Origin of the sequence: Shewanella nanhaiensis (assembly GCF_019457885.1) — a bacterium.
Lineage (GTDB): Bacteria > Pseudomonadota > Gammaproteobacteria > Enterobacterales > Shewanellaceae > Shewanella > Shewanella nanhaiensis.
The window spans coordinates 298,667-311,044 of sequence record NZ_JAHZST010000001.1 but is presented as its reverse complement, the minus strand read 5'-3'; the positions used below and the strand labels follow the sequence as shown (position 1 = coordinate 311,044).

The window sequence follows — 12,378 nt, the reverse complement described above, 5'->3', positions numbered from 1 at the left end:
GAAATAGGATAGAAATAAAACAACGGAATGGTTAAAACAAAAACCAAGCAGACTGGAAACATTAAGGTTAGATAACAGATGAAAAAAACGTTAGTAGCATCGGCTTTAGCAGCCGTTATATTTGTGCCGACAGCTTCAGCTATCGAGATCTATAAAGACGACAAGAACGCAGTAGAGATCGGTGGTTATGTCGATGCGCGTATCATCAATACTCAAGGTGAGACAGAAGTGGTTAACGGTGCTTCTCGCATCAACTTCGGTTTTACTCGCGAAATGAGCGATGGCTGGAAAGCCTTCACTAAACTTGAGTGGGGCGTAAACCCATTTGGTAACAGTGAAATTGTTTATAGCAGTGAGAGTAACTTTGAATCTAAAAGTGGTGATTTCCTAAACAACCGTCTTGGTTACGTTGGTCTTGGCCATGATACATACGGAACGCTAACCATTGGTAAGCAGTGGGGCGCATGGTATGACGTGGTTTACAACACCAACTATGGTTTTGTATGGGATGGTAATGCATCTGGTACTTACACATACAATAAAGCAGACGGTGCCGTAAACGGTACTGGTCGCGGTGATAAAGTTGTTCAATACCGTAACTCATTTGGTGATGTTAGCTTTGCACTTCAAGCTCAGCTGAAAAATGATACCTTTTATACCTGTGAATCTATATCTGGTTTAGGCACCGATTGTGAGCAGCGTTGGAATGAAGGTGATGAGTCACAAGAGGTGGACTATGGTTACACTTACGGTGGTGCTATCACATATCAAGCTACTGACATGTTAACGCTAACTGCGGGTGTTAACCGCGGTGAGTTTGATGTGACTTTCCACACCGGTGAGCAGATCACTGCCACAGATCTTATCTATGGTGTCGGTGCTACTTGGGGCAGCTTCGATCAAGATGGTTTCTACGCAGCAGCTAACTTCAACAAGAATGAAAACCACGATACTGATAACTTAGGTCGTCTGATCAAAGATTCATACGGTATTGAGTCACTGTTCTCTTACAAGTTTGAAAACGGCCTACGTCCATTTATCTCTTACAACGTATTAGATGCTGGTAGTGACTATGTCATTCAACCAAACAATGTTGACCCTAATGATGTGTTTAAGCGTCAATTCGTTGTTGCTGGCCTTCACTATGTTTGGGACTCAAACACAGTGCTTTATGTTGAAGCACGTAAAGATTTTAGTGACTTCACAAGTGCAGATAAAGCTCAAGAAGCCAGAATGTCTATCTCTGAAGAAGATGGTGTCGCTATCGGTATCAGATACACACTTTAATCTGAACAGAAACGCTATAAAACGCCCTTTTTAGGGCGTTTTTTGTATCTAATAATCAACTGAATTACTTATTGTAATTACAAATTTAGATCCTCTCTCTCCCATTACATATATCGAACATAGTAAATGTCTAATCATTAACATTAAGCTGTAACAGAATGTATAACATTATTTACATGTTACTCGTATATGGCAATAAATCTAAAAATATTGGCTTATCAATATTTATCATTAATTTTAGTATTTTATTGATAACTATCCACTAATAAAGCTATTTTTGATTTTCTCTATTCCACTGTTTTTTATGGCTATTTATTGGTTTTTTTGGTTTGTTGTGTCAAGTTGTTGAGCAATTAGCTCCCCCAAAAAATTCTTCCTTTATTGTCTTCTTGCTTGAAAAGTAACCGCTCTAGCATTTTCACTGTTAAAAAATCATTGCGCGATGTTGATTAAATGTTTCTATTGTGGTCTCATTTGTTTGTAAATAAGTCTACTTGTAACAATTTGTAAGCGCTAGGGTAGATTTGTTTCAATAAAATAAAAATAAGTCCAGGGAGAAACATAATGTATAAGAATAGCTTTCTAACTAATTCAGTGCGCTTTGCACTAATTAGTGGTGCAGCAGCGACGGCAGTAATTAGTGCTCCAGCAGCATTTGCTGCAGAAGAAGAAGCAAAAGATGTTGAGCGTATTTCTGTAACAGGTTCACGTATTAAACGTACAGATATGGAAAATGCAGTTCCTTTAACATCATTTACTGCAGCAGATATTATGGCTTCAGGAGCTCCAACGCTTGAGCAATTCGTACAAGCTTTACCATTAGCAAACGGTGGCCAGTATGGTTCAAACGTTAACAATGGTGGTACTGGTACTGTGACCATGAACCTTCGCGGTTTAGGTGATACTCGTACTCTAGTTCTTGTTAATGGTCGCCGTTACAGTGGCGATATTTCAACAGTTCCAATGGCTGCTGTTAAGCGTGTTGATATTTTGCGTGATGGTGCTTCTACTATTTATGGTTCAGATGCTATTGCGGGTGTTGTTAACTTTGTTACTAATGATGATTTTGAAGGCGCACAAGTTGATGTTCGTTACCAACAATCAAGCGAAGGTGATGGTGAAACTAAGAGTGTTAACTTTTTAACTGGTACAAGCAGTGATAAAGGTAACATTATTTTCTCAGGAACCTATGAAACTCGTGAAGCTATCTACGGTTCACAGCGTGATTTCTCATCGTGTCCTCCATCTGAAGTTGATAATGATGGTGATGGAAATAACGATGGCTTAGTCTGTGGTGGTTCAGGTACAACAATGCCTGGTTCTGCATGGAGCCCTTCACATGGTTTTGGCCAATTAGATGGTAATGGTGGAATTCGTCCACTTACAGATGAAGATAAATTTAACTATGCTGCGCTTAGTATTCTTTACCAGCCACTTGAAAAGCATTCATTTTTCACACAAGGAAACTATGAGTTAATTGATGAAGGTTTCTCTACAGTAAACTTTTTCACTGAAGCTGCTTATACAAACCGTATTTCAAATCAACAAATGGCACCTGTTGGTACATTCTGGGGGGTTGAAGTTCCAACAACAAACCCTGGTAACGATTTAGGTGAAACGGCTTATGCTTATCGCCGTTTAGCTGAAACGGGTGGACGTACATGGGAGCGTGAAGTTAACGAGTTTAACTTAACTATGGGCTTCAACGGTGAGTTTGCAAATGAATGGTACTGGGATGTGTCATATATGCGTTCTCAGCGTCGTACAGATACAAATGCAGGCGGACGAGTTCATCAAGAGCGTGCTGGTATCTTAACTAGTCCTGAATTATGTGCTGCAAACGATGAGTGTCCTGGCGTATGGAACCCATTTGCATCAAATACTTTGACTCAAGAGATGCAAGATTGGATCATTGTTCCAATGACAAGTAACTCTAAGGGTGAAGATACTCAGCTACAAGTTAACCTTGCTGGTGACTTTGGTGACCTTGAACTACCTGCTGGTCCAATCTCATGGGCTGCTGGTTATGAGCGTTTAACTACTAGTTACGTATCTACTCCTGATGGAGCCGCTGGTTTAGGAGCTATCTATGGTGTAAGTGCTGAAGGTACTGAAGGTGCATACTCTACTGATGCATACTATGCAGAGCTTAACTTCCCAATTTTAGCTGACTTACCTTTCGCTAAAAGTGTCAACCTTACAGTGGCAGCGCGTAATACCGATGTTAGTGTCATAAAAGATAATGAAGTGACAACTAAGTTCGGCTTAGAGTGGCGTCCAGTTGATGATATTCTTGTACGTGGTAGTCTTTCTGAAGGTTTCAGAACACCAAGTATCAGTACATTATTTGCGCCTCGCGCAAACTCTGCTACATCTTATAGTGACCCATGTGAGAACTACGGTACAAACGCAGGCGCAAGTGCTACTTTGAAAGCCAACTGTGCTGCCGATGGCCTAGCTCCAGATTGGAGTCCAATTACTGACCAAGCTAGTGCATGGGTTGGTGGTAACCCAGATATTGGTCCAGAAAAATCAACTAGCTTAAGTGTTGGTGTTGTATATTCTCCAGATTACCTAGAAGGATTCTCGGTAACTTTAGATTACTATGACATCGAAATCACAGATGTTATTGGCTCTCTTGGTATGGGAACTATTGCGACTGAGTGTTATAACAGTGAGAACTTCTCCTCTCCAATGTGTGACCAGATTAAAGGTCCTGCAGCATACGGTGAACAAGGTGGAGAGCGTCGTAACTCATTAGGTAACTTATCAGGTGTTGATTTATCTACACAAAACTTAGGTTTCTTCAATGCTAGTGGTATAGACTTTGATATTAACTACGCTTTTGATGTTGCAAATGGTACTTTAGACTTCAACTTAGAAGGTACAAGAGCGCTTACTCTTGAGCACCTTGAAGCTGCAGGACTTGAGAAAACATCACTAGCTGGCTATTACGGTAATGATGTTGCAAATGGTGGTAAAGGTTCATTCCCTGAGTGGAAAGCAGCATTCAGAACTAGTTTCTCTGCGGATGATTGGACTGTGACCTACAACATGCATTACCAAAGCTCTGTAGATGATTATGCTCCAATTGAAACAAACTTATCTAACAGTGTTGGTACTATGCTGTACCATGATATTAATGCATCATACTACTTCAGCAACATAACATTGTCAGGTGGTATTAATAACTTGACTGATGAGCAACCACCATATGTAAGTAATGGTACAAACGGATACTTGATTCAGTCTCACCGTTTGACTGGTCGTCAATACTATGTATCTGCTAGCGTGAAGTTTTAATCATTAGTAATACAAAATAATAGTTACACCACTAAAACCCAGCATCTTTTGATGTTGGGTTTTTTATTTTCAGCCCTAAACCACCTTCTTCAGAAGGTGGATTTTTTACTTGTAATCATTTTATAGTTTTTTCTACTTTGCTACTTTTAATTACATTCCGTAGAAGCTTATCTTCCTATAACTCTTTTGTGTTGGGTGAAAATCAAGCCAATTCTTTCCTAAATGGTTTAAATTTGGGTTGTCAGGTCTGTATAAGCTCCCCGTAACAACTCAGTTTAGATAACTTGTTGTTATTTGCTTGTTAAGTGAATAAAAAATATTCCTCTGTGTTCATTAGCTCTTGTTGTAAAGATAATCCTAAATTAAAAGTTAAATACTCCTCATTATCGCTCTGTTGCTTATTCACTATGTTTGCATATTTATTGTAGTTGTGACTAATGTCCACTTATGCAGTTAAAATTATGGGCGTTATCTTGAATAATTAAGTGAGGAGGGGGAATGTTAGGTTGCTGTTGCTTTGGGGAGTTTTGTTAAATTGAGCTGCAGATTTATTGTACAGATTTCTTTGCGTCAAGATATGAGTGCAGGGTTACATTTGGATGTTGAATGTTGATTAAATGTTTATGTTGTGTTTTATTTGTTTGTAAGTGAGGCTAATTGCAACATCTTTTGGGTGTTTAATTGGTTTCATTTCAATAAAATATAATATAAGTCCAGGGAGATACATAATGTATAAAAATAGCCTACTCGCTAATTCTGTGCGCTTTGCACTAATTAGTGGTGCAGCCGCTGCGGCGTTTACTGCACCAGCTGTTTATGCGGCAGATGAAGAAACTGTTGAGCGTATAGAAGTGACTGGTTCTCGAATTAAGAGAACTGACATGGAAGGTGCAAATCCGGTCACAACCATTGATGCTGCATCGATTGAGAAAATGAGCGTTAATAACGTTGGTGATCTTCTTCAGAATCTAACATCCTCTGCTGGTGCTGCAACTAACACTCAAACTAACAACGGCGGTGATTCAAGTACTCGTTTCTCACTTCGCGGTATTGGTTCTGAACGTACTCTTGTTTTAATCAATGGTCGCCGTGTTGTTGCTGGTGGTGGAGGGGCAAACTCTTCTGTTGATTTAAATACCATTCCAACTGCGATTGTTAAACGCGTTGAGATTTTGAAAGATGGCGCATCTGCAACATATGGTTCAGACGCTATTGCTGGTGTTGTAAACATCATTACAAAAGATGATTTTGAAGGGTTTGAGATTAAGTTAAATTATGGCGGCAGTGATAAAGGCGATGCCGTAACTAAGGGCGTCGATGTCACATTTGGTGCAGCGAGTGATCGAGGTAATGTTGTTGTTGCTCTAGGTTATAGCGATCAAGGTGATGCATTCATGGGAGACCGTGATTTTTCTGAGTTTGAGTTAAGAGCTTATGAAGATGGGCACACTGAGCCTGGTGGATCTTCTGCGCCACCATGGGTTAATGCTAATACTGCTGATGGTCGAGTTACTCGTGGTCCAGAATTTGGGGATTGGAGAGCGTATAACGGCTCCACTGATTCATATAACTATAACCCTGTAAACTACCTCCAAACACCAAGTAAGCGTCGCTACGCTTCTGTTTTTTCAAATTACACTTTGGGTGAGTTTGGTTTCTTAGGTGAAGTCAACTCATTTGCAGAGGCCAATTATGTGCAGACTACGGGTAATCGACTTATTGCCCCTGAGCCATTAGCGCCTTTAATTTTCTTTGGTTCACCAGCACCTTATTCGCCAAATAACTATTACAACCAGAAAATGGGGCCAAAAGATGCAAATGGTAATGCCTATGTGATTGATGATTGGCGTCGCCGTATGCTAGAAACTGGTGGTCGAGCTAATGAGCGTGATTATAAAACATTCCGTACAGCTGTAGGATTTAATGGTGTTTTAGAAAACGGGTGGGACTGGGAAGTTTCATATGTATGGGGTCAAAGTGATTCTGTTGAAAAAGCTGCTGGTTACTTTAACCTAGATCGCGTTGCTGAAGCAGTAGGTCCAACTGGTTGGCTAGATGCAAATGGAAACTTAATTGTTGATGGTAATGGTGATGCTATTGTCGATGCCAACGGTTCTCAGCTTGTATGTTTAGATGCTGAAGGCGCTACTATTGACGGTTGTGTTCCATTAAATATCTTTGGAACTCCAGGTACGGCAGATGAGATATCTCCTGAGATGTTGCAATATATCTCTGGTGATTACAATACAACTGAAACGGGTCAGAACAAGCAAGAAGTTCTATCAGCAATTGTTTCGGGCGATCTGTTTGACTTGCCAGCTGGCTCCGTAGGGTTTGCTGCTGGTTGGGAGCAGAGAAAAGAGTCTGGCTCATACACTCCAGACTCTCTTATTCTTCAAGGGATTACTACTGCAGGCTCTGCGGTTGGTACCAGTGGTGGTTATGATGTACAAGAGTTCTTTGGTGAGTTGATTGTACCTATTTTGGCCGACGCTCCTATGGCACATATGCTGGATTTTGAAGCTGCAATGCGCTATTCGGATTATAGTACTTTTGGTACTAATACCAGCGGTAAGTTAGGTATCAAATGGATGCCAGTAGAGACTCTGATGGTACGAGCTACCTTATCTGAAGCTTTCCGAGCACCAACAACATCTGACCTCTTTGGTGGAGCGTCAGTAGGCTTCCCTGAAGCTATTGATCCATGTGATGGAAATTTCTATTCAGCTTCGGAGTATGCAGCGATAAAAGCGAGTCCTAATTGGGCTAATTGTGTCGCAACAGGTGTTCCTGTAGATGGCTATGATTCTGGTGGTGTAGAGCAAATTCCAACAAACGGTGGTGGTTCAGATAACTGGGGTGGTACTGAGAATCTAACTCCAGAAACTGCTGACGTATTAACTGTTGGTGTTGTATTTAACCCAGATTTCATTGAAAACTTCTCAATGAGTGTTGATTACTGGAAGATTGAGCTAGAGAATGCGATCTCTACAGTGGGGACTCAAACTCGTTTAGATGGTTGCTTTAACTCTGGCGAATACTGTAATACGATCACGCGTTTCGGAGCGACTAGTCCCGCTGCTGGGGGTATTATTACCGTAGATAACTACACAGTGAACGTTGGTGGAATCGATACTGCTGGTATTGATTATGATTTACGTTATACCTTCGAATCAGGTTTCGGTGATTGGGGCTTAGGTTTAGACGGTACATATCTACTTGAATATGACAAGATGCTTGCTGATGGATCTGTAATTGATCATGTAGGCCGTTTTGAGTCAAATCATGATGGTATGTTCGCTAAACTAAAAACGAACTTTACTGTTAACTGGTCTATCTCAGATTTCGACACAAGTTTGATCACTCGCTATATTAGCAGTGTTGTTGAAACGGAGTCTGGTTGGTGGACAGATCCTTTTGAAAGAGATGTAGACTCAAATATAGTTGTTGATTTTCAGACTAATTATGCTGCAACTGAGCACTTAACAATTACTGCTGGTGTAGATAATTTATTTGATGAACAACCACCTTTTGTTTACTCAGCATTTGGAGCAAACACAGATGTGTCGACTTACGACGTTATTGGTCGAACTGTTTACTTAAGAGCTGGGATTAAGTTCTAAAATTATTTAACTTTACAAAAGGGCGCAATGCGCCCTTTTTACTTTTAACCAAGGAGATAGGTATGAGGTATTGTTTAGTTTTAGCTTTGTTTGTCCTAGTTGGCTGCGAATCATCACAAGAGATGTTTAAGTCACAAGGTGCTGAAGGTCAATTAGTCGATGCTGGGATCAGGTGCGAGATGATGGCAAGGACTGGTAGTAACAGGAAGACTAAAGTCTGCAGAACAGTAGAGCAGATTAAGAAAGATGAGCAGGAAGCTTATTCTTCGCTTAATAGAAAGCAAAGAACAGGCTATACAATTCCAAAAGAAGGCGGTTTGCCAAAGTAAAGTGGGGGTAGAGGAATGAAATATTTATTGTTTATTTTTTTCTTTGTATTATGTGGCTGTGAGTCTTCACAGGACATGTTCAAAAGTCAGAGTTCAGATGGTGGAGAGCTGGTTGACACTGGAATTCGTTGTCAGATGATGGCAAGAACAGGTTCTAATAAGAAGACTAAGGTTTGCCGAACTGCACAGCAAAGAGCCAAGGATGAAGCTGATGCCGAACGCTCATTGAATAAACTGCAAAAAACGGGTATGACTTTAGGTAATTAGGTCCATTTTATTAAGGAGAGTATGAAAAGAAGCGGTGTTTATATGTTCTCTTAATAATTTCAAGCTTTTTACTATAATGTTCAGTACTCAGAGGTGGAGGCTGCTTTACCTATTAAACCTGAGTACTTGAATATTATAGTGTATTCATTTTTAACTTTCATATTTCTATTTCATTTTTTTTCTAATTATCTTTAAGTTAAATCATTGATTTTTATGGGGTTGTGTTTTTCATGCTTTGCGTAAAAACTTGTTAAATTAAGTTTTTGTAGCTCTTTAAATATTCAAAGAACACGGATAAATATTTTTGATACCAGAGACAGAGAAGTCGAGTCTATTGCGAGAGTGAGGGGCTGTAAGCTTGAACCACTATTAATAATCTACAAATGCTATTGTTAATCTTTGTTTGAAGTGTCGAATTTAATACTTGTATATTTTTCGCTATCTTGTTGTAAGTTATGTGTCAGATAACATACTAATAAATCTACTGGTACAACCATGTTGTTACGCAAATGTTAAGTCTTGTTTTTTTACTTATTCACTAAAATAATCAATTTTTTCAGGTTGTTGAGTGTGGGCGTCAAATCTTTACTCTATATATTTGTTGTTTTTATATTTACTTACTTATCTAAAAAACCTCTCTTTGCTTCTTTTCTATCCTTTAAGCTTGTTTTCTACTAGTTTTAGCGCTTTCCAAATGTTGACACAGGTCAACATTTTGTGAAATGATGCCATCGGTGCTACGCCTTAGTTGGCGTAGAAAAATAAGATAATAATTAACAATCACAAGAGAAAGACGTACTTAGCAGCTGGGGATTCTTGCAAATATAAGCAGAAACCTATGTTATTAATAAGTTAAGCTTTTTAATTTTACTTCAAATTGGTTGGGAACTATGTCCAAGGTAAGCAATAAAACAAAAATCGCTACAGCGCTCGTAGGCGCGTTAGCCTTAGCCGGCAGTAACTTAGTGATTGCCGATCCCCTTTCGAACGTTCAAAAAGCTGACAGCAAGATCCATGCTGAAGCAGCAACATCTCAGAAGAAAGTCGATAAGTATTACGATCAAGCGCAAGACATGGCGTTTGAATATGCTCAAGTTGCAGATACTCGTGAATCAACAAAGTCATACAACGATTACGTTGCAGGCCTAGTTGCAGACCAAGAAGCAACGATGAAACTGATCCAAGACGATATCAACGGCGTTGACAAACTACGTCAAGGCGTTGTTCCTCTTATGTTTAAAATGGTTGATGCGCTGGAGCAGTTTATTGCCCTAGATCTTCCATTTAACCTTGAAGCTCGAAATGCTCGAGTTGAACGCTTAAGAAATACACTCAATACAGCTGAAGTTACATTGGCTGAGAAATACCGTTTGATTCTTGATGCATACAATATCGAGCGCGAATACGGTTCAAAGTTGAATGCACAAACAGGTCAGCTTGCGCTTGATGGTAAAGAGATCTTAGTTGATTTCCTTAACTTCGGTCGTGTAGCTCTTTACGCTCAAAGCCAAGATCAAAAACAAGCTTGGATGTACAACGCTGACTCTAAAGGTTGGGATCAACTATCTGATGGTTACCTACGTAACCTGAATAAAGCGATTAAACAGGCTCGTGGCCAAGGCGCTCCAGATATGTTCGCGTTACCAATTCCTGCTGCGGAGGCTGCACAATAATGAAAAAGTTTATCTCTACAGCTATCGTTGCTGCAACTCTATCTTTAACTGCCGGTATGGTAAGTGCTGCCGATGCTCCTAAAAGCATTGATCAGCTTCTTAAACAGGTTCAGTCTGAACGTGCTACAGCAGCTAAAACAAATAAAAACCGTGAAGCTGAGTTTCGTGCTGAGCGTGGTGATAAAGCTGCGTTACTTAAGCGTGAAAAAGCGGCACTTGCTGCTGAAGAGCAACGCGGTAAAGATCTGACTCAGGCTTTTGCTGATAACGAGCGCAAAATTGCTCAGTTAGAGGAAGATCGTAAAATTGCTCAAGGTGATTTGGGTGAGATGTTTGGTGTTGTTAAAGGCGAGGCTGGCGATTTTGCTGGTAAGCTAGCTTCATCTAACGTGACTGCTCAATATCCTGGTCGTGATAAGTTTATCGCTGAACTTGGTGCTCGTAAGGAGCTTCCAAAAATCGAAGAGCTTGAAAAATTCTGGGAAGACCAACTTTTTGAGATGGCTGAGTCTGGAAAAGTCGTTACTTTTGATGGTTCAGTTACCGGTCTTGATGGCGGCGTACATAACACTACTGTGACACGTGTTGGTGCTTATAACCTACTTGCTGATGGTAAGTATGTTGTATATAACGCAGATCTTGGTCTAATTCAGGAGCTTTCACAGCAACCTGGTGGCGAGCAAGTATCAAGTGTTAAGAACTTCACATCTACTACTTCTGGTTATGAAAAGCTTTTTGTTGACCCTGCACGCGGTGTTTTATTAAGTGTATTCACTCAGAAGGCAACGATTGAAGAGCGTATCGAAGCAGGTGGACCAATTGGTTACATCATTATCGGTCTACTTATTCTCGGTGCTCTAATCTCTATCGAGCGTCTAATTACGCTTTATCTTGTAGGTGCTAAAGTTAAGTCTCAGCGTAAGAATCTTGAAGAGCCAGGTAATAACCCACTTGGACGTATTCTTAAGACTTATCAAGAAAACAAAGATGTTGATGTTGAGACATTAGAGTTGAAACTTGATGAAGCTATTCTTAAAGAGACGCCTGCACTTGAAACTCGTATCTCTATTATCAAGGTACTTGCAGCTATCGCACCTATGATGGGCCTACTTGGTACAGTAACGGGTATGATTGCAACCTTCCAAACGATTCAGTTATTCGGTACAGGTGATCCACGTCTAATGGCTGGTGGTATCTCTATGGCACTAATGACGACTGTTCAAGGTCTAGTTGCAGCGCTTCCATTGATGCTTATGCATGCGATTGTTATTGCTCGTAGCAAGTCAGTTGTTCAGGTTCTTGAAGAGCAGAGCGCTGGTATTGTTGCTGCTCACGCTGAGAAGAGGAACGCATAATGATGCTATACCTGATGGACATCTGGGATTCCGTCAGGGGCTTCATGGCCACGGGGGGCGACGTCCTCTGGTTGGTAGCGGCAGTGTTATTTCTAATGTGGGTGTTGATGCTTGAACGTTTTTGGTATCTAAATCTAATAGCGCCAAAAGCACATAAAAGCATTATCACCGCTTGGAATGATAGAGAGGATTCTACCTCTTGGTACGCACACCGCATCCGTGAAGCTTGGGTATCCCAAGCGAAACAAGATATGAATGCTCGTATGCTGATTATCAAAACGTTAGTAGCCGCTTGTCCTATGATAGGCCTACTAGGTACCGTAACCGGTATGATACAGGTATTCGATGTGATGGCAGTTCATGGTACGAGTAATGCTCGTATGATGGCAGCTGGTATTTCAATGGCGACCATGCCAACTATGGCAGGAATGGTTGCTGCGTTATCCGGAGTATTCTTTAGTACTCGCCTTGACGCAAAAATGAAAATCAGTTTAGAAAAGCTAAAAGATAGCTTGCCACACCACTAGAGAGAGTATTGAAC

General features: G+C 40.4%; 8 protein-coding genes. All 8 read left to right on the top strand.

Annotated features, from left to right (window positions below; translation table 11 throughout):
- The first annotated feature begins 78 nt into the window (after positions 1-78).
- The 8 genes from K0625_RS01210 to K0625_RS01175 all read left to right on the top strand — a co-directional run bounded on the left by K0625_RS01210 (position 79) and on the right by K0625_RS01175 (position 12,364).
- Positions 79-1,287 carry a porin gene (locus K0625_RS01210; protein ID WP_220107989.1) on the top strand — a complete coding sequence of 403 codons (1,209 nt, stop codon included), beginning with the start codon at positions 79-81 and terminating at the stop codon, positions 1,285-1,287.
- Between the two features lie 564 nt (positions 1,288-1,851).
- Entirely contained in the window at positions 1,852-4,590 is a 2,739-nt protein-coding gene (locus tag K0625_RS01205) for a TonB-dependent receptor plug domain-containing protein (protein ID WP_220107988.1), read from the top strand.
- A 728-nt stretch (positions 4,591-5,318) separates the two neighbouring features.
- Positions 5,319-8,213: a TonB-dependent receptor domain-containing protein gene (locus K0625_RS01200; protein ID WP_220107987.1), complete on the top strand. Its 2,895-nt coding sequence runs from the start codon at positions 5,319-5,321 to the stop codon at positions 8,211-8,213.
- Between the two features lie 62 nt (positions 8,214-8,275).
- Positions 8,276-8,542, top strand: a complete 267-nt coding sequence (locus tag K0625_RS01195) for a hypothetical protein (protein WP_220107986.1) — start codon at positions 8,276-8,278, stop codon at positions 8,540-8,542.
- Positions 8,543-8,557: 15 nt separating this feature from the next.
- A complete protein-coding gene (locus K0625_RS01190) occupies positions 8,558-8,809 on the top strand; it encodes a hypothetical protein (RefSeq protein WP_220107985.1) in 252 nt (83 codons plus the stop codon).
- A gap of 890 nt (positions 8,810-9,699) precedes the next feature.
- Entirely contained in the window at positions 9,700-10,482 is a 783-nt protein-coding gene (locus K0625_RS01185; protein ID WP_220107984.1) for a DUF3450 domain-containing protein, read from the top strand.
- Positions 10,482-11,837: a MotA/TolQ/ExbB proton channel family protein gene (locus K0625_RS01180; RefSeq protein ID WP_065188527.1), complete on the top strand. Its 1,356-nt coding sequence runs from the start codon at positions 10,482-10,484 to the stop codon at positions 11,835-11,837. The genes K0625_RS01185 and K0625_RS01180 overlap by 1 nt, the downstream gene beginning before the upstream one ends.
- Complete coding sequence (locus K0625_RS01175) at positions 11,837-12,364, top strand: MotA/TolQ/ExbB proton channel family protein (RefSeq protein ID WP_012325684.1); 528 nt, start codon at positions 11,837-11,839, stop codon at positions 12,362-12,364. The genes K0625_RS01180 and K0625_RS01175 overlap by 1 nt, the downstream gene beginning before the upstream one ends.
- Positions 12,365-12,378 lie beyond the last annotated feature (14 nt).

Coding starts and splice junctions, on each gene's coding strand:
- K0625_RS01195 (WP_220107986.1), top strand. CDS start 8,276: ATGAGGTATTGTTTAGTTTTAGCTTTGTTTGTCCTAGTTGGCTGCGAA.
- K0625_RS01205 (WP_220107988.1), top strand. CDS start 1,852: ATGTATAAGAATAGCTTTCTAACTAATTCAGTGCGCTTTGCACTAATT.
- K0625_RS01185 (WP_220107984.1), top strand. CDS start 9,700: ATGTCCAAGGTAAGCAATAAAACAAAAATCGCTACAGCGCTCGTAGGC.
- K0625_RS01175 (WP_012325684.1), top strand. CDS start 11,837: ATGATGCTATACCTGATGGACATCTGGGATTCCGTCAGGGGCTTCATG.
- K0625_RS01190 (WP_220107985.1), top strand. CDS start 8,558: ATGAAATATTTATTGTTTATTTTTTTCTTTGTATTATGTGGCTGTGAG.
- K0625_RS01180 (WP_065188527.1), top strand. CDS start 10,482: ATGAAAAAGTTTATCTCTACAGCTATCGTTGCTGCAACTCTATCTTTA.
- K0625_RS01210 (WP_220107989.1), top strand. CDS start 79: ATGAAAAAAACGTTAGTAGCATCGGCTTTAGCAGCCGTTATATTTGTG.
- K0625_RS01200 (WP_220107987.1), top strand. CDS start 5,319: ATGTATAAAAATAGCCTACTCGCTAATTCTGTGCGCTTTGCACTAATT.